This is a genomic window from Kineosporiaceae bacterium SCSIO 59966 (assembly GCA_020881835.1).
Taxonomy (GTDB): Bacteria; Actinomycetota; Actinomycetes; order Actinomycetales; family SCSIO-59966; genus SCSIO-59966.
Genome location: CP052876.1, coordinates 828656 through 847767, shown reverse-complemented (window position 1 = coordinate 847767; position 19112 = coordinate 828656). Strand labels below are relative to the sequence as shown.

General features: G+C 74.3%; 10 protein-coding genes and 2 pseudogenes. 4 read left to right on the top strand and 8 right to left on the bottom strand.

The window, feature by feature from the left end; all coding sequences use genetic code 11:
* Positions 1-21: 21 nt before the first annotated feature.
* The 7 genes and pseudogenes from HJG43_04075 to HJG43_04045 form a co-directional block, all read right to left on the bottom strand.
* Complete coding sequence (locus tag HJG43_04075) at positions 22-1014, bottom strand: methionine synthase (protein ID UER53867.1); 993 nt, start codon at positions 1012-1014, stop codon at positions 22-24.
* Positions 1011-2081, bottom strand: coding sequence for a tRNA 2-thiouridine(34) synthase MnmA (mnmA, locus tag HJG43_04070; protein UER55690.1), 1071 nt, complete (start codon positions 2079-2081; stop codon positions 1011-1013). The genes HJG43_04075 and mnmA overlap by 4 nt, the downstream gene beginning before the upstream one ends.
* Positions 2082-2095: 14 nt before the next feature.
* Positions 2096-3292 (bottom strand): cysteine desulfurase, encoded by a 1197-nt coding sequence (locus tag HJG43_04065; GenBank protein UER53866.1) that lies wholly within the window; start codon positions 3290-3292, stop codon positions 2096-2098.
* A gap of 39 nt (positions 3293-3331) precedes the next feature.
* Positions 3332-4285 (bottom strand): electron transfer flavoprotein subunit alpha/FixB family protein, encoded by a 954-nt coding sequence (locus tag HJG43_04060; GenBank protein ID UER53865.1) that lies wholly within the window; start codon positions 4283-4285, stop codon positions 3332-3334.
* A gap of 37 nt (positions 4286-4322) precedes the next feature.
* Positions 4323-5114 (bottom strand): electron transfer flavoprotein subunit beta/FixA family protein, encoded by a 792-nt coding sequence (locus HJG43_04055; protein UER53864.1) that lies wholly within the window; start codon positions 5112-5114, stop codon positions 4323-4325.
* A 257-nt stretch (positions 5115-5371) separates the two neighbouring features.
* Entirely contained in the window at positions 5372-6208 is an 837-nt protein-coding gene (locus HJG43_04050; GenBank protein ID UER53863.1) for an enoyl-CoA hydratase/isomerase family protein, read from the bottom strand.
* Between the two features lie 89 nt (positions 6209-6297).
* Positions 6298-6711 (bottom strand): annotated as a pseudogene (locus HJG43_04045) (hypothetical protein).
* Positions 6712-6803: 92 nt separating this feature from the next.
* Here HJG43_04045 and glgX point away from each other — a divergent pair.
* Positions 6804-8936, top strand: a complete 2133-nt coding sequence (glgX, locus tag HJG43_04040; protein UER55689.1) for a glycogen debranching protein GlgX — start codon at positions 6804-6806, stop codon at positions 8934-8936.
* 24 nt (positions 8937-8960) lie between these two features.
* Here glgX and glgP read toward each other — a convergent pair whose 3' ends face one another.
* On the bottom strand, positions 8961-11519 hold the full coding sequence (glgP, locus tag HJG43_04035; protein ID UER53862.1) for an alpha-glucan family phosphorylase: 2559 nt from the start codon (positions 11517-11519) through the stop codon (positions 8961-8963).
* Between the two features lie 167 nt (positions 11520-11686).
* Between glgP and HJG43_04030 the strand changes: the two genes are divergently transcribed.
* The 3 genes and pseudogenes from HJG43_04030 to glgB all read left to right on the top strand — a co-directional run bounded on the left by HJG43_04030 (position 11687) and on the right by glgB (position 19091).
* Positions 11687-13753 (top strand): alpha-1,4-glucan--maltose-1-phosphate maltosyltransferase, encoded by a 2067-nt coding sequence (locus HJG43_04030; GenBank protein UER53861.1) that lies wholly within the window; start codon positions 11687-11689, stop codon positions 13751-13753.
* A 2-nt stretch (positions 13754-13755) separates the two neighbouring features.
* Entirely contained in the window at positions 13756-15450 is a 1695-nt protein-coding gene (gene treS / locus HJG43_04025) for a maltose alpha-D-glucosyltransferase (protein UER53860.1), read from the top strand.
* Positions 15451-15530: 80 nt separating this feature from the next.
* Positions 15531-19091: pseudogene (gene glgB / locus HJG43_04020) on the top strand (1,4-alpha-glucan branching protein GlgB).
* Positions 19092-19112 lie beyond the last annotated feature (21 nt).

Here is a 19112-nt window from a genome sequence, read left to right as displayed (position 1 = left end):
GCGCGAACCTCCGGCCGGGGGTCAGGCGGCGACCTCGGTCAGCGCTCCGGCCGCCTCCACCAGCAGCGCCAGGACGGCGCGGGCGTGCGCCGGTGAGGACCCCGCCAGCCCGCAGGCCGGCGACAGGACGACGTCCGCCAGGGCACTGTCCGGCAGCCCCACCCGCGCCCACGGGCGACGAACGGCGTCCACCACCGCGGTCACCGACGGCAGCGGGCCCGACGTCGGCACCGCCCCCGCCCACAGCCCCACACCGGACTCGACCGCCACGGCCACCGACTCCCAGGCGCCGGCACCCAGGAGCGCGACGTCCACCGACAGCGCGCCGGCGCCGGCGTCGCGGAGCAGGGCCACCGGCAGCTCGGCCGCGCAGCAGTGCACCGCCGTGCTCCCGGCGCCGGCGCCGGTCGCCGCGGCCAGCACCGAGCGCAGGGCCTCGGTGGTCTCGGGGCGGTCGACGGCGGGCAGCCGCCCCCACCCGCTGGACGTCGCCAGGTGGCCGGCGAGCACGGCCGGCAGCCCGGGCTCGTCGACCTGGACGACGACCCGGGCGCCCGGGAGGAGCCGCTGCACCTCCCGTACGTGCTGCGCGACCCCCTCGGCCAGCGACAGGGCCAGGTCGCGGCGGGCCCCGCGGTCGGCCAGGACGCGCTCCCCGCGGGCGAGCCGCACCGTGGAGGCCAGCGTCCACGGCCCGCACACCTGCACCTTGAGCTCCCCGGTCCACCCGTCAGCGGCCTCGGCGAGCGCGTCGAGGTCGGCACGCAGCAGGGCCCGGGCCCGCTCGAGGTCACGCCCCGGCCGGTCGACCAACCGCCACCCGCTCGGCTGCAGGTCCACCGGCAGCTCGACGAGGACGGCGGCCGCTCGCCCCGTCAGGTCGGCGCCGGGACCGCGTGCGGGCAGCTCGACGAGGTGCGGCAGGTGGCCGGCGCCGAGCTCGCCGAGCACCGTGCGAGCGGCCTCCAGCGGGTCGGCCCCGGGCCAGGAGCCGATACCGGTGGCGCGGGTCACCGGTCGCGCCCCGCCGCCTCGACGGTGGCGCTGCCGACGACGCGGTCGCCGTCGTACAGGGCGGCCGTCTGCCCGGGGGCGACCCCGCGCACCGGCCGGTGCAGGGCGACCACGAGCCGCTCGCCGGCCTCGGTGACGGTGCCCGGCACCTCTTCCCCGTGCGCGCGGACCTGCACGCCGACGACGGCACCGGGCTGGGCCGGTGGGCCGCACCAGACCGGCCCGGTGCCGGCGACCCGGTCCACGCCGAGGTCCTCGGCCGAGCCGACCGTGATGGTGTTCGTGGCCACCGAGACGTCGAGCACGTAGCGGGGCCGGCCGTCCGGCGCCGGGGTGCCCAGCCGGAGTCCGCGCCGCTGGCCGACGGTGTGCCCGGCGGCGCCGTCGTGGCTGCCGACGACCTGCCCGGCGGTGTCCACGACGGGGCCGGGACGCTGCGGCGGCAGCCGGCGAGCCAGCCAGCCGCGGGTGTCGCCGTCCGGGACGAAGCAGATGTCGTGGCTGTCCGGCTTCCCGGCCACGGCGAGCCCGCGCTCAGCCGCCTCGGCGCGCACGGCGGCCTTGTCCACCGCGTCCCCGAGCGGGAACAGCGCGTGGGCCAGCCGGGCGGCGGGCACCACCGACAGCACGTACGACTGGTCCTTGACGCGGTCGGCCGCCCGGTGCAGGGCGGGCCGGCCGTCCGGGCCCGGCGCGATCCGGGCGTAGTGCCCGGTGGCGACGGCGTCGAAGCCGAGCGCCAGGGCGCGGTCGAGCAGCGCGGAGAACTTGATCCGCTGGTTGCACAGCAGGCACGGGTTGGGTGTGCGACCGGCCGCGTACTCGGCGGTGAAGACGTCGACGACGTCGGTCGCGAAGCGCGCGGACAGGTCCCAGACGTAGAACGGGACGCCGAGGACGTCGGCGGTGCGCCGGGCGTCGTGGGCGTCCTCGACCGTGCAGCAGCCGCGGGCGCCGGTCCGCTCCCCGGCCGGTTCCCGGGACAGGGCCAGGTGGACGCCGACGACGTCGTGGCCGGCGTCGACCGCGCGGGCCGCGGCGACGGCCGAGTCGACCCCGCCGCTCATCGCGGCCAGGACCCTCACGACGCCACCCGGGGCGCGGCCGCGGCCAGCCCGGCTGAACGGGCCCGCTGCACCACCGGCCCGATGGCCTCGAGCACCGCGTCGACGTCCTGCTCGGTCGAGGCCGCGCCGAGGGTGAGCCGCAGCGCGCCCGAGGCGGTCTGCTCGTCCAGGCCCATGGCGAGCAGCACGTGGCTCGGCCGGGCGACCCCGGCCTGGCAGGCGGACCCGGTCGAGCACTCCACGCCACGGGCGTCGAGCAGGTAGAGCAGCGAGTCCCCCTCGCAGCCGGGCACGGTGATGTGCACGTTGCCGGGAAGCCGTCCGGCCGGGTCCGGGTCGCCGCGCAGGACGACGTCCGGCACCGTCTCGAGCAACCCGGCGACGAGCCGGTCGCGCAGGGCGGCCACCCGTGCGGCGGTCTGCGGGCGGCGGCGCACCGCGGTGTCCGCGGCCACCGCGAAGCCCCGGAAGGAGGCGGCAGCCAGCGTGCCCGAGCGCACCCCGCGCTCCTGGCCACCGCCGTGCAGCAGCGGGACGACGTCGACGCCGCGGCGCAGCAGCAGGGCCCCGGCTCCGACCGGACCACCGAGCTTGTGCGCCGAGACGGTGAGCGCGTCCAGCCCGCTGGCGGTGAAGTCGACGGGCAGCGCCCCGACCGCCTGGACGGCGTCGGAGTGCACCGGGACGCCGTACTCGGCCGCGGCGGCGACCACGTCGGCGACCGGCTGGACCGTGCCGACCTCGTTGTTCGCCCACATCACCGTCACCAGGGCGACGGACCCGGGGTCGGCGGCCAGCTCGGCGCGCAGGGCGTCGACGTCCACCCGGCCGACCGTGTCGACGGGCAGCAGGACGACCTCGGCGTCCTCGTGGACGGCGAGCCACTCCAGCGCGTCGAGGACGGCGTGGTGCTCCACCGCCGAGGCGAGCACGCGGCGCCGGCGCGGGTCGGCGTCCCGGCGGGCCCAGAACAGCCCCTTGACCGCGAGGTTGTCGGCCTCGGTGCCGCTGGCGGTCAGGACGACCTCGCCCGGGCGGGCACCGAGCGCGGCCGCGAGCAGCTCCCGGGACTCCTCGACCACCCGGCGGGCACGCCGGCCGGAGGTGTGCAGCGACGAGGCGTTGCCCACGGCGGTGAGCTCGGCCGTCATCGCTGCCACCGCCTCCGGCAGCATCGGCGTGGTCGCCGCGTGGTCGAGGTAGGCCGTCACGACCGAGGAGTCTAGGTCGGCTCGACGACGCGCCGGGTCTCAGCCCTTGCGGCGGAGGATCTCCTCGGTGGCCTGCGGCAGCACGGTGAACAGGTCACCGACGACGCCGAAGTCGACGAGCTCGAAGATCGGCGCCTCCTCGTCCTTGTTGACCGCGACGATGGTCTTCGAGGTCTGCATCCCGGCCCGGTGCTGGATCGCCCCGGAGATGCCCGCGGCGACGTACAGCTGCGGCGAGACCGTCTTGCCGGTCTGCCCGACCTGGTTCGCGTGCGGGTACCAGCCGGCGTCCACAGCAGCGCGGGAGGCACCGACCGCCGCCCCGAGCGCGTCGGCGAACGCCTCCACCGGACCGAAGTCGCCGTTCGTGCCCCGCCCGCCGGAGACGACGATGGCCGCCTCGGTGAGCTCGGGGCGGCCGCTCTTCTCGCGCGGCCTGCGCTCGGTCACCCGGGCGGTCCTGGCCGCCTCGGACACGGTCGGCGTGACGTCGACCCGCTCGGCGGCAGCCGGGGCCGGCTCGGGGGTCGTCGAGTTCGGCTTGACGGTGATGATCGGGGTGCCGGTGGTGACGGTGGCCTCCACCGTGTAGGAGCCGGCGAACACCGACTGGGTGGTGCGCAGCCCGCCGTCCGCCTGGACGTCGACCGCGTCGGTGATCAGGCCGCTGCCGGTCTTGATGGACAGCCGGGCCGCGACCTCCTTGGCCTCGGCGTTGGAGGGCAGCAGCACCGCGGCCGGCGAGGCCTGCTCGACGAGCTGGGCGAGCACCTCCGCCGTGGGCGCGACGAGGTAGTCGGTGACGTCGCCGGACGGCACGACGTACACCTTCGCGGCGCCGTACTCGGCGAGCGAGGGACGGGCGGCGTCGAAGCCGTCACCGATGAGCACGGCGGCGGGCTCGCCGATCCGGCGGGCGATGGTGAGCAGCTCGTGAGTGGTCTTGCGGACGGCGCCGTCGACGTGGTCGACGAGCACGAGGACCTCGGTCATCTGAGGTTCTCCTCCTTCGTGGCGTGGACGACGCCGGTCAGACGAACTTGCGGGAGACGAGGAACTCGGCGAGCTTCACGCCGCCGTCGCCCTCGTCGGTGACGACCTCGCCCTGGGTCCTCGGGGGACGAGCGGTGAAGGACTCGACCTTCGTCCAGGCGGCGGCCAGCCCGACCTGGGAGGGGTCGAGGCCGAGGTCGGCGAGCGACCAGGTCTCGACCGGCTTCTTCTTCGCCGCCATGATCCCCTTGAACGAGGGGTAACGGGGCTCGTTGATCTGGTCGGTGACGCTGACCACCGCAGGCAGGCTCGCCTCGACGACCTGCGTCGAGGCGTCCCCGTCCCGCCGGATGGTCACGGTGCCGTCGCCGACGGTCAGCTCCGAGGCGTAGGTGACCTGCGGCAGACCGAGCCGCTCGGCGAGCATCGCGGGCACGACGCCCATCGTGCCGTCGGTGGACGCCATACCGGTGAGGACGAGGTCGACCGGGCCGCTCTCGCCGATCTTGCGGACGGCGTGGGCGAGGACGAGGGACGTCGCCGGGGCGTCCGAGCCGTGCAGGGCGTCGTCGAGGACGTGGACGCCGGAGTCGGCGCCCATCTGCAGGGACTTGCGGACGGCGTCGACGGCGTCCGCCGGGCCCATGGTCAGGACCACGACCTCGGCCTCCGCGGACTCCTTGAGCTTGAGCGCCTCCTCGACGGCGTACTCGTCGAGCTCGGACAGCAGTCCGTCGACCGCGGTGCGGTCGGTGGTGTTGTCGCTGGCGTTGAACGTGCGCTCGCCCTGGGCGTCAGGGACGTGCTTGACCAAGACGACGATCTTCATGGCCGTGGGCCGACCTCCTGTGCTCGCGTCGTCGGCGGTGCGCCGACGCGGGACCGGGCGGTCCCGTGGACCCCGGTCAGGGTGCCAGATCGGAACCGTCCCGGGAATGTGACGGTGCTCTCGAGACCCGTCGCTTCCGACCCATGGTTACTTACGAGTAGCCCCGGGCTCAACCGGTGCCGGCGTGACCCTTCCCACTCCGCCCGCCGACACCACAGCCGCCCGCCGAACCACAGCAGAGTGCTCGCCGGCGGAGGTCACCGCCCCTCGAAGCGGGCCTTGCCGGGCCCCTCCTCGACGAACGACCTCATGCCGGTGTCCTTGTCGGCGGTGGCGAACAGGCCGGTGAACTGCATCCGCTCGATCGCCAGCCCGGTGTCCAGGTCGACCTCGAGCCCCCGGTCGACGGCCTCCTTGGCCGCTCGTAGGGCGAACGAGGCGGCCCCGACGTACCTCTCGACGCCCTGCCGGGCGGCGGTGTAGACCTCCTCGTCCGGGACGACGCGGTCGACCAGACCGATCCGCAGCGCCTCGTCGGCCGTCACGTGCCGACCGGAGAAGATCAGGTCCTTGGCCCGCGAAGGACCGACGAGCCGCGGCAGGCGCTGGGTGCCGCCGGCGCCGGGGATGATGCCGAGCAGGATCTCCGGCTGACCGAGGCGGGCGGACTCGCCGGCCACCCGCATGTCGCAGCACAGCGCCAGCTCGCAGCCGCCGCCGAGGGCGTAGCCGGTCACCGCCGCCACGGTGGGCTTCGGGATCCGCGCGACGGCGGTGAACGCGGACTGCAGCGCCGTGGAGCGCTCGACCATGTCCGTGTACGACATCGCCTGCATCTCCTTGATGTCCGCTCCGGCGGCGAACACCTTCTCGCCCCCGTAGACGACGACGGCGGCGACGTCGCGCCGCTCGGCGGCCTCCGTCGCGGCGGCCCGCAGCTCCTCCTGGACCTGAGAGTTCAGCGCGTTCATCGGCGGTCGGTCCAGCCGGATGGTGCCGATACCGCCGTCGACCTCGAGCCTGACGTACTCGCCCAACGGTGCCTCCAGTTCGTCGCAGGGGTGCTGGTCGGAGCAGGGATGGTGGCCGGGCATCAGGCCCGGGGGTCGTCGCCCCCGGGCGACCCGCCGGCGTCCTGGGGACCGGCGCCGGTGTCACCGGGGGCGGTGCCGCCGGCGGCGACGTGCCAGGTCTTGACCGCCTGGAAGATCCCGGCGAAGGCTCCCTGAAGCAGCTGGCGCAGCGGCGCCGGCTGCGGGACGACGAGGTCGACGGCGACGAGCAGCACGTCGTCGTGGACGGTCGCCTTGACGAGGTTGCTCCGCGCGGTGAGGTCGTTCGCGGCGCGCAGCCGGGTCAGCGGGTCGGCCGGCACCGACTCCCCGATCCGCCACTGCCCGAACACCCGCATGAGCGGGAGCGGTTTGTCCGCGCAGCGGACGAACAGCTTCTGCTGCTGGACGGTGACCGACACGTCGCCCTGGGCGTCCACGTTCGGCTGCTGGCCGAGGTCGATGAGCGCGTCGAGCACCCGGCCTCGCAGCGGGTGCTCGCTCTCCGGCGGGGGAAAGTTCGGCAGTGCAGTGGGATCGCTCACCCGTCCACCGTAGCCGCGACCGGGCACGGCCCGGGACCGGCCCTGGGGCAGACTTGCGCGCCGTGGAACGCTCCGGTCCCTGGCCCCTCGGCCTGCACCTGCGGGACGGTGGCGCGCACGTCGCCGTCCACGCCCCGCACGCCGACGCCGTCGAGGTGGCCCTGCTCGACGGCGGTCCCGGAGGTGGTCTCACCGAGCGCCGGCTGCCGCTGCGGCGGCGCACTCACGGCGTGTGGCACGACGTGCTCCCGGGTGTCGCCGAGGGCCAGCGGTACGGCCTGCGGGTGCACGGCCCGTGGGACCCGGCCGCGGGGCACCGCTTCAACCCCGCCAAGCTCGTCCTGGACCCGTACACCCGGGCGGTGACCGGACGGGTGCGCTGGGGGCCGGAGGTGTTCGGCCAGCAGGTCGACCCGGTCACCTGGGCGCCGCGGCCGGGCGACGTGCGGGACGAGCGGGACTCCGCCGGGCACGTGCCGCACGGGGTCGTCGTCCGGGCGCCGGTGGCGGACCCGGCCGAGCGGCCGCGCGTGCCGTGGGCCGACACGGTCGTCTACGAGGCGCACGTGCGCGGCCTGACCATGCGGCACCCGGACGTCCCGGAGGAGCTGCGCGGCAGCTACGCGGCGCTGGCGCACCCGGCGGTGGTGGGCCACCTCCTCGACCTGGGTGTCACGACGCTCGAGCTGCTGCCGGTCCACGCGATCGCCGACGAGCCGGCGCTGGTCCGGCGGGGGCTGCGCAACTACTGGGGGTACAACACCCTGGCGTTCTTCGCCCCCGAACCGCGGTACGCCAGCGCGGCGGCGCGGGCGGCGGGCCCGCAGGCGGTGCTCGACGAGCTGCACGACGCGGTCCGCGCCCTGCACGCCGCCGGGCTGGAGGTGCTGCTCGACGTCGTCTACAACCACACCGCCGAGGGAGGTCCGCACGGCCCGGTGCTGAGCCTCAAGGGCGTCGACCACGCCGCGCACTACCTGCTCGACGGCTCGGGCGGCGCGGTCGACGTCACCGGCTGCGGCAACACCCTCGACTTCACCAGCGCGCGGGTCGTGCAGCTGGCCCTGGACTCGCTGCGCTACTGGGTGCAGGCGTTCGGCGTGGACGGGTTCCGGTTCGACCTGGCCACGACGCTGGCACGCGGGCGCAACGGCTTCGACCCGGACCACCCCTTTCTCGTCGCGGCCCGCGCCGACCCGGTGCTGGCCGATGTCAAGCTCGTCGCCGAGCCGTGGGACGTCGGGCCGCACGGGTGGCGAACCGGGCAGTTCCCGCCGCCGTTCGCCGAGTGGAACGACCGGTTCCGGGACGGGGTGCGCACCTTCTGGCTGGCCGACCCGGCGCGCCTGGAGCGCGGGCACGGCCCGGGCCACGGGGTCCGCGAGCTCGCCACCCGGGTCGCCGGCTCGGCGGACCTGTTCACCGCCGGCGACCGGGGACCGCACGCCTCGGTGAACTACGTCACCGCGCACGACGGCTTCACCCTGGCCGACCTCACCGCCTACGAGCACAAGCACAACGAGGCCAACGGCGAGGGGAACCGCGACGGCCACCCCGACAACCGCAGCTGGAACCACGGGACCGAGGGCTGGGCGCCGCCGGGGCCCGACGGCGACGTCATCGAGGAGGTCCGGCGGCGCTCGGCGCGCAACCTGCTCGGCACCTTGCTGCTGTCCGCCGGGGTGCCGATGCTCACCGCCGGCGACGAGATCGGCCGCACCCAGCTCGGCAACAACAACGCCTACTGCCTGGACGACGCGACGACGTGGCTCGACTGGGCGGCGGTGCCGGGCAGCTGGCGGGAGGACCTGCTCGCCACCGTCCGCGAGCTGCTGCGGCTGCGCCGCGAGCACGCCGTCCTGCGCCGGGACACCTTCTGGGCGGGCCGGCCGGTGCACCCCGACGGCACCCGGGACCTGGCCTGGTTCGGGCCGGACGCGGCCCCCATCGACCACGCCCGGTGGCACGACCCGGGCCTGCGCACCCTGCAGGCCTACCTGGACGGCGAGGGACCTGGCACCTCGCTGCTGCTGGTCCTGCACGGGGACCTGGACGACGGACCGGTGCTGCTGCCGGGCCCGCCGTGGGCACGGGCCTGGCAGCTGCTGTGGGACAGCGCCTGGCGCAGCCCCCGGGACGCCGGGCAGGACGGCGAGACGCAGGCCGGCGGGACCTCGGTGCCGGTGACGGCGTTGTCGATGCGGCTCTACGGCGCCGCCGGCTGAGCCGGGCAGCGCGCCCCGCCCCGGTCAGGCGTTCGCGACCAGACCGGTCTCGGCGACGCTGGCGAGGTGCTCGTGCCGTGGCACGACCCGCACGGTGTACCCGAAGGGGCCGGTCCGGCGCAGGGTGACGTCACCGGCGAAGTGGTGCCGCCCCGCCTCGTAGGCCTCGACGTGCGCGAGCGTCTCGGTGCGCACGTCCGTCAGCTCGTCGTTCTCGCTGACCCGGCCGTGGACCACCTGGACGGCGACGTCCCGGGGGTCGAGGTCGCCGAGCGACACGTAGGCGTTGACGTGCAGCACCTCACCCACCTGCGGGGAGTCGCCCAGCCCGGAGGACTCGACGTGGTCGACGCGGACGCCGTGCCAGCCCGCGCGCAGCCGCCGCTTCCAGGCGGCGAGCTCGGCGGCGCCGGCGTACCGCGGGCCGTTGAGCGACCGCTGGGCGTGCGCGGCGGGCAGGTAGAGCTGGCGAACGTAGTCGGCGACCATCCGGGTGGCGAGCACCTTGGGGCCCAGGCTGGCCAGGGTGTGCCGGACCATCTCCAGCCAGCGCCGGGGCAGCCCGTCGGCGTCCCGGTCGTAGAACCGGGGGGCGATCTGGGACTCGATGAGCTCGTACAGGGCCGCGGACTCCAGGTCGTCGCGGTGGTCGGGGTCCTCGACCCCGTCGGCGGTCGGGATCGCCCACCCGTTCTCGCCGTCGAACCACTCGTCCCACCACCCGTCGCGGACGGACAGGTTCAGGCACCCGTTCAGGGCGGCCTTCATCCCTGAGGTGCCGCACGCCTCGAGCGGTCGCAGCGGGTTGTTGAGCCAGACGTCGCAGCCCGGGTAGAGGGTCTGCGCCATCTCGATGTCGTAGTTCGGCAGGAACACGATCCGGTGGCGCACCCCGGGGTCGTCGGCGAACCGCACCATCTGCTGGATGAGCCGCTTGCCCTGCTCGTCGGCGGGGTGCGACTTGCCGGCGATGACGATCTGGACGGGCCGCTCCGGGTCCAGCAGCAGCGAGCGCAGCCGCTGCGGGTCCCGCAGCATGAGGGTGAGCCGCTTGTAGGTCGGGACCCGGCGGGCGAAGCCGATGGTCAGCACGTCGGGGTCCAGGACGTCGTCCACCCACCCGAGCTCGGCGTCCGTGGCCCCGCGCTCCCGCCAGGAGGCCCGCACCCGCCGGCGGGCGTCGCGGACCAGCTGCTCGCGCATCTCCCGCCGGGCGTTCCAGATGGCGGCAGCGGGGACGTCGTCGACGTGCTCGAACGAGCGGGGGCCCGGCCGGCCACCGACGTGCTCGGCCGCCAGCTCGTAGACCCGGCGGTCCACCCACGTCGGCGCGTGCACGCCGTTGGTGATCGCAGTGATCGGCACCTCGGAGTGGTCGAACCCCGGCCACAGACCGTTGAACATCGCCCGGCTCACGCGGCCGTGCAGCTGGGAGACGCCGTTGGCGCGCTGGGCCAGCCGCAGACCCATCACCGCCATGTTGAACACCGTCGGGTCGCCGCCCGCGTAGTCCTCCGCGCCGAGCGCCAGCACCCGCTCGACGGGGACGCCGGCCAGGACGTCGGAGTCGCCGAGGTACAGCTCGACCTGGTCCCGGCCGAACCGGTCGATCCCGGCCGGCACCGGGGTGTGGGTGGTGAACACGGTGGCGGCCCGGACCGCCTCGAGCGCCGCGTCGAACTCGAGGCCGGCGGCGACGAGCTCGCGGATCCGCTCCAGGCCGAGGAAGCCGGCGTGGCCCTCGTTGGTGTGGTACACCTCCGGGGCCGGGGCGCCGGACAGCCGCGACCACAGCCGCAGCGCCCGGACCCCGCCGATGCCGAGCAGCATCTCCTGCTGAAGCCGGTGCTCCCCGCCGCCGCCGTAGAGCCGGTCGGTGACCGTGCGGGCGGCCTCGTCGTTGGACGGGACGTCGGAGTCGAGCAGCAGCAGCGGGACCCGCCCGACGTCGGCCTTCCACACGTGCGCGGTCAGCTCACGGCCGCCGGGCAGCTCGACGGTGACCGAGGCGGGCGTGCCGTCGGCGTCCCGCAGCAGGGTCAGCGGGAGCCCGTCGGGGTCGGTGACCGGGTAGGTCTCGGTCTGCCACCCGTCGCGGGTCAGCGCCTGCTTGAAGTAGCCGCTCTTGTACAGCAGGCCGACCCCGACGACGGGGACGCCGAGGTCCGAGGCGCTCTTGAGGTGGTCCCCGGCCAGGATGCCGAGGCCGCCGGAGTACTGCGGCAGCACGGAGGTGATGCCGTACTCCGGGGAGAAGTAGGCGATGGCCGCGGGCGGGGAGCCCTCCAGTCCCTGGTACCACATCGGCTCGGTCAGGTACCGGTGCAGGTCCGCGGCGGCGTCCTGGACGCGGGCGACGAACGCGTCGTCGGCGGCGAGCTCCTCGAGCCGCTCCGGCGGCAGGTCACCGAGGAGGGCCACCGGGTCCCGGTGCACGGCCTCCCAGCGGGCCGGGTCGATGGCGGCGAAGAGGTCCCGGGTCGGCTGGTGCCACGACCACCGCAGGTTGAGGGCCAGCTCGCCGAGCGCCTCGACGGGCTGGGGCAGGACGGTGCGGACGGTGAACCGGCGGATCGCTCTCACGGGCGGTCAGGGTACGCGCCCGCGGTCGCTCGCAGACCACCCCCGTGCCGTGTCCTTGCTCCGACCGCAAGTTCTTTCAGCCCTCTGGTGGCGCCGGCGGCCGGCGTACCGGCGCGGCGGCGCCGTGCGGGTGCCGGTGCCCGCCCCGTCTCGGTAGGTTTCCGCGGGTGAGCGACACACGCACCCCACGCCGGTCCCCCCGGAGCGAGGTCACCGCTCCCACACCCCCTCACCCGGCGACCGGCACCCGCGTCGGCCGGATCCCCGTCCTGGACGTCGGCCCGAGCGTGGACTGCGGCCGCTGGCCGGCCCGCTGCGTCGTCGGCGAGGCCGTGCCGGTGACCGCGACGGTCTTCCGCGAGGGGCACGACGCCGTCGCCGCGACCGCCGTGCTGCTGCGGCCCGACGGCTCGGAGCACACCCGGGTGCGGATGCAGCCGACGGAGCCCGGCACCGACCGGTGGCGGGCCTGGGTCGTCCCGGACGCCGAGGGCGAGTGGACCTTCCGGGTCGAGGGCTGGGACGACCCGTACGGCACCTGGGAGCACGACGCGGTGATCAAGGTCGCCGCGGACGTCGACACCGAGCTCATGCTCACCGAGGGCGCGCTGCTGCTCGAGCGCGCCGCCACCCAGGAGGGCCGCGACGCCGAGGGAGCGGCGGTGCTGCGGGCGGCGGTGGAGGGCCTGCGGGACACCGACCGTCCGGCCCAGGCCCGGCTCGCCGCCGGCACCTCCCCCGAGGTGCACGCCGCGCTGGCCCGGCTGCCGGTGCGCAACCACGTGACGCGGAGCGAGCCGCTCGGCCTGCGGGTGCAGCGGGAGCGGGCGCTCGTCGGCTCCTGGTACGAGATCTTCCCGCGCTCGCACGGCGCACAGCGCGACCCGGCCACCGGCGAGTGGCGCTCGGGGACCCTGCGCACCGCGGCCGAGGCGCTGCCCCGGATCGCCGGGATGGGTTTCGACGTCGTCTACCTCACCCCGGTGCACCCGATCGGGACCACGAACCGCAAGGGCCGCAACAACGCGCTGACCGCGCAGCCGGGTGACCCCGGCTCCCCCTACGCGATCGGCTCCCCGGACGGCGGGCACGACGCCGTCGAGCCGACCCTCGGCACGTTCGAGGACTTCGACGCCTTCGTCGCCCGGGCCCGCGAGCTCGGCCTCGAGGTAGCCCTCGACCTCGCCCTGCAGTGCTCCCCCGACCACCCCTGGGTGCGCGAGCACCCCGAGTGGTTCACCACCCGCGCCGACGGGTCGATCGCCTACGCCGAGAACCCGCCGAAGAAGTACCAGGACATCTACCCGCTGAACTTCGACAACGACCCCCGCGGCATCTACGAGGAGGTGCTGCGCGTCGTCCTGCTGTGGGTGTCCCACGGGGTGACGCTGTTCCGCGTCGACAACCCGCACACCAAGCCGGTCGAGTTCTGGGAGTGGCTCATCGCCGAGGTGACCGCCCGGCACCCCGAGGTCGTGTTCCTGTCCGAGGCGTTCACCCGGCCGGCGATGATGCGCACCTTGGCCAAGGTCGGCTTCCACCAGTCGTACACGTACTTCGCCTGGCGGCACTCCAAGCAGGAGCTCGGCGACTACCTCCTCGAGCTGTCCGAGGAGACCGCCGACTACCTGCGACCGAGCTTCTGGCCCACGACGCACGACATCCTCACCCCGTACATGCAGTACGGCGGACCGGGCGCCTTCCGGCTGCGCGCGGTGCTCGCCGCGACGATGGTCCCCACCTGGGGGATCTACTCCGGCTACGAGCTGGTCGAGAACGTCGCCCGGCCCGGCGCCGAGGAGCAGATCGACAACGAGAAGTACGAGCTGCGGCCCCGGGACTGGCAGGGTGCGCTGGAGCGGGGCAGCAGCCTGGAGCCGTTGCTCACCCGGCTCAACGCCATCCGCCGGGCCCACCCGGCGCTGCAGCGGCTGCGGGGGGCGGTCGTGCACCGCACCGACGACGACGCCGTCCTGGCCTACTCCCGCCGGGTGCCGGCCGACCAGTCCCCCACCGGCGTCGAGGACGTCGTGGTCACCGTCGTCCTGCTCGACCCGCACTCCACCCGGGAGACGATGCTGCACCTGGACATGCCCGCGCTCGGACTGGACTGGCACGACACCTTCGTCGCCCACGACCTGCTGGGCGAGCACACCTGGAGCTGGGGCGAGCACGTCTTCGTCCGCCTCGACCCGGAGAACCCCGCGCACGTCGTCCACGTCAGGAGGGCCTGAGCGTGGAGGGGCTCAACGTCACCGCGCCCGGTCTGCGACACGACCCCCACTGGTACAAGAAGGCAGTCTTCTACGAGGTGCTCGTCCGCGGGTTCGCCGACTCCAACGGGTCCGGCTCCGGGGACTTCACCGGCCTGATCGGCAAGCTGGACTACCTGCAGTGGCTCGGTGTCGACTGCCTGTGGCTGCCGCCGTTCTACGCCTCCCCGCTGCGGGACGGCGGCTACGACATCAGCGACTACTGCGCCGTGCTGCCGGAGTTCGGCACCCTGCCCGACTTCACCGAGCTGGTCTCCCAGGCGCACGCCCGCGGGCTGCGGATCATCACCGACCTGGTGATGAACCACACCTCCGACCAGCACCCCTGGTTCCAGGCCAGCCGCAGCGACCCGGACGGGCCGTACGGTGACTTCTACGTGTGGAGCGACACCGACCAGCGGTACTCCGACGCCCGGATCATCTTCGTCGACACCGAGACGTCGAACTGGACGTTCGACCCGGTCCGCCGGCAGTACTACTGGCACCGGTTCTTCAGCCACCAGCCCGACCTCAACTTCGAGAACCCGGACGTCGTGGAGGCGGTGTTCGACGTCGTCCGGTTCTGGCTGGACCTGGGGATCGACGGCTTCCGGCTGGACGCCGTGCCGTACCTCTTCGAGGAGGAGGGCACGAACTGCGAGAACCTGCCCCGCACCCACCGGCTGCTGCAGGACCTGCGGGCGATGGTGGACCGGGAGTACCCCGGGCGGGTGCTGCTCGCCGAGGCCAACCAGTGGCCCAGGGACGTCGTGGAGTACTTCGGCTCCGAGGACGAGCCGGAGTGCCACATGTGCTTCCACTTCCCGGTGATGCCGCGGATCTTCTACGCCATGCGCGACCAGAAGGCCGCGCCGATCCTCGACATCCTCGCCGACACCCCGCGGATCCCCCGCAGCGGCCAGTGGGGCACGTTCCTGCGCAACCACGACGAGCTCACCCTGGAGATGGTCACCACCGAGGAGCGGGCGGCGATGTACGGCTGGTACGCGCCGGACCCGCGGATGCGCGCGAACATCGGCATCCGTCGCCGGCTGGCGCCGCTGCTGGACGGCTCGCGCGCCGAGATCGAGCTCATCAACGCGCTGCTGCTCTCCCTGCCCGGGAGCCCGTGCCTCTACTACGGCGACGAGATCGGCATGGGGGACAACATCTGGCTGCCGGACCGGGACGCCTCCCGCACCCCGATGCAGTGGACCCCGGACCGCAACGCGGGGTTCTCCACGGCCGACCCGGGCAAGCTGTACCTGCCGGTCGTGCAGTCGCTCGTCTACCACTACAACAACGTCAACGTCGAGGCGCAGCTGGCGACGTCGTCGTCGCTGCTGCACTGGGTCCGCGGCATGCTCGCCGTCCGCCGGCGGCACCCGGTGTTCGGACTCGGTGACTTCGCCGCGGTCCCGGCGGACAACGAGGCGGTGCTCGCCTACCTGCGGGTCCACCGGCCGGCCGAGGGCGAGGACGGCGAGCCCGAGACCGTGCTGTGCGTCAACAACCTGTCGAGCACACCGCAGGCGACGACCCTGCAGCTGCCCGACCACGCCGGCGCCCAGCTCGAGGACCTCTTCGGCGGGGCCGGCTTCCCCAAGGTGGGCGACGACGGGAGGCTGCCGATGACGCTGGGGTCCCGGGACTTCTTCTGGCTGCGGGTGACGTCGTGACCGGCGACGGCGCCCCTGGGAGCCACGGCGCCGTGCCCGACCCGCCGGTCGAGGACCTGGACCGGCTGCTGCACCGGTGGATGCCCGCTCAGCGCTGGTACCCGGCCAAGGGACGCGGCGTCGCCCTGCGCCGGGCCGGCGCGCTGGCGCTGCCGTCCCCCGACCCGGACGCCGTCGTGGAGACGGTGGTCGTCGAGCTGGACTCCGGCGACCGCCGGGACGTCGTCCAGGTGCCGCTGACGTTCCGTTCCCGTCCGCTGGACGGCGCCGGGCCGGCGCTCCTGGGCCGCACCGACCGCCCCGGGACCGGCCCGGCCTGGGTCTACGACGGACCGCACGACCCCGCGTTCGTCGACGCCCTGCTCGGCGCGCTGGAGCCGGCACCCGGTCGTACCGGCTGGCAGGGCAGCGCGGTCTCGAGGGTGCTGTCCGGGGAGCAGTCGAACACGAGCATCATCGTCGGGGACACCCCCCTGGACGACGGCCGGCCGGCGGACCCGCTCATCGTCAAGGTGTTCCGCACCCTGCACCCAGGAGCGAACCCGGACGTCGAGGTGCTCGCCGCCCTGGCCGCGCAGGGGACCCGGCACGTGCCCGGCCTGGTCGGCTGGCTGGAGGGCCGCTGGACGGCGAGGGACGGCACCGAGCAGTCCGGGCAGCTGGCGGTCGCCACCGAGTTCCTGCCCGGCAGCCAGGACGCCTGGCGCGAGGCCACCGCGGCGGTCGAGCAGGGGCGGGACTTCACCGCCGAGGCGCGCGGCCTGGGCGAGGCCACGGCGGAGGTCCACCTGGCGCTGGCCGAGGCGTTCGGCACGACCGAGGCCGACGAGGAGGTCCGGGCCGCGCTCCTCGCCGGGCTGCGGGACCGGATCGCCTGGGCGCAGCGCTCCAGCGACGCCCTCGGCGGGTGGGCGGAGCAGCTCCGCGCGCACCGGGACCGCCTGGACCTGCTCACCGACCTGCCACCGCTGCAGCGGGTCCACGGCGACTACCACCTCGGCCAGGTGCTGCACGCGCCAGGCCGCGGGTGGGTGCTGCTGGACTTCGAGGGGGAGCCGCTGCGTCCGCTCGAGGAGCGGACCCGGCCGGACCTGGCGCTGCGGGACGTCGCCGGGATGCTGCGGTCCTTCGACTACGCCGCCCGGCACGTCACCGTCGGGCGGGACGACCCGGGGGCGGAGGCGGCCGCCGACGCGTGGGCGGACGCCGCCCGGGACGCGTTCTGCGACGGCTACGCCGCCCAGGCAGGCCGTGACCCGCGGGAGCACGAGGACCTGCTCGCGGCGCTCGAGCTGGACAAGGCCCTGTACGAGGTGGTCTACGAGAGCCGCAACCGACCGGCGTGGGTCGACGTCCCCCTGCACGCGGTGCGCCGGCTGCTCGGCTGAGCGCTCCCTTTGCCGCCGGTGCCCGGGACCGACAGACTGACGGGCATGGCTGACGACCCCCGCTCCGCCACTCCCACGCCCACGCCGCGGCCGGTCGCCGCCGAGGAGCTGCACCGCGTCGCCTCCGGCTCGCACTGGATGCCGCACTCGGTGCTCGGCGCGCACGTGCACGAGGGTGCGGTGACCGTGCGGACGCTGCGCCCGCTGGCGGAGTCCGTCACCGTCGTCACCGACGCCGGGCGCACCCCGCTGCGGCACGAGGCCGAGGGCGTGTGGGTCGGTGTGCTCGGCGTCCCGGAGGTGCCGGACTACCGGCTCGAGGTGGTCTACGCCGGCCACGACCCGCAGCTCGTGGACGACCCGTACCGGTTCCTGCCGACGCTCGGCGAGGTCGACCTCCACCTCATCGGGGAGGGCCGGCACGAGCAGCTGTGGACCGTGCTCGGCGCCCACGTGCGCCACTACTCCGGGCCGCTCGGTGAGGTCACCGGCACGTCGTTCGCCGTGTGGGCACCCAACGCGCAGGCCGTCCGCGTGGTCGGCGACTTCAACCACTGGGACGGGCGCTCGCACGCGATGCGCTCGCTGGGCTCGACCGGGGTGTGGGAGATCTTCGTCCCGGGCACCGGCGCGGGCACCCGGTACAAGTACGAGCTGCTCGGCCGCGACGGCCAGTGGCGGCAGAAGGCCGACCCGATGGCCCAGGGCACCGAGGTCCCGCCGTCCACCGCCTCCGTCGTCGTCGAGAGCCACTACGAGTGGCAGGACGCCGAGTGGATGGACCGGCGCGCCCGCACCGACCCGCACACCGGCCCGATGAGCGTCTACGAGGTGCACCTCGGGTCGTGGCGCGTCGGCCTGGGCTACCGCGAGCTCGCAGACCAGCTCGTCGACTACGTCGTCGACACCGGGTTCACGCACGTGGAGCTCATGCCCGTGGCCGAGCACCCCTTCGGCGGGTCGTGGGGCTACCAGGTGACCGGCTACTACGCCCCGACGGCGCGGTTCGGCCACCCGGACGACTTCCGGTACCTCGTCGACCGGCTGCACCAGGCCGGGATCGGCGTGATCATGGACTGGGTGCCCGCGCACTTCCCCAAGGACTCCTTTGCCCTCGCGCGCTTCGACGGCGAGCCGCTGTACGAGTACCCCGACCCGCGCAAGGGAGAGCACCCGGACTGGGGCACGCTGGTCTTCAACTACGGACGCAAGGAGGTCCGCAACTTCCTCGTCGCCAACGCCCTGTACTGGCTGGAGGAGTTCCACGTCGACGGGCTGCGGGTGGACGCGGTCGCCTCGATGCTCTACCTCGACTACTCCCGCCAGGACGGGCAGTGGGTGCCGAACCGGTACGGCGGCCGGGAGCACCTGGAGGCGATCGAGTTCCTCCAGGAGGTCAACGCCACCGCCTACAAGCGCGTCCCGGGCATCGTCACCGTCGCCGAGGAGTCCACCGCCTGGCCGGGCGTCACCCGGCCCACCCACGTGGGCGGCCTGGGCTTCGGGCTGAAGTGGAACATGGGCTGGATGCACGACTCCCTCGGCTACGTCGCCGAGGACCCGGTGCACCGGCAGTACCACCACCACCGGATGACGTTCTCGCTCATGTACGCGTTCAGCGAGAACTTCGTCCTGCCGATCAGTCACGACGAGGTCGTGCACGGCAAGGGCTCGCTGCTGCGCAAGATGCCGGGCGACCGCTGGCAGCAGCTGGCGAACCTGCGCGCCTACCTCGCGTTCATGTGGGCGCACCCCGGCAAGCAGCTGCTGTTCATGGGCGCGGAGTTCGGGCAGGAGGCCGAGTGGTCGGAGTCCCGCAGCCTGGACTGGTGGCTGCTCGACCAGCCGCTGCACGCCGGCGCGCACGCCATGGTGCGGGACATGAACCGGCTGTACCGGCAGACCCCGGCCCTGTGGGGCCTGGACTTCGACCCGGCCGGCTTCGAGTGGATCGACGCCAACGACACGACCCACAACGTGTTCTCGTTCGTCCGCCGCGACCGGGAGGGCGACGAGCTCGTCTGCGTCGTGAACTTCGCCGGCGTCCCGCACGAGGGCTACCGGGTGGGCATGCCCGCTGCCGGCGCCTGGGACGAGGTGCTCAACACCGACGCCGAGGGGTACGGCGGCTCGGGGGTCGGCAACCTGGGCCGGGTCCAGGCCGAGGAGACGCCGTGGCACGGGATGGCCGCCTCGGCCACGCTGCGGGTACCCCCGCTCGGCGCGCTGTGGCTGCGCCGGGCCAGGGACTGAGCGGTCCTCTCCCGGGGCGGC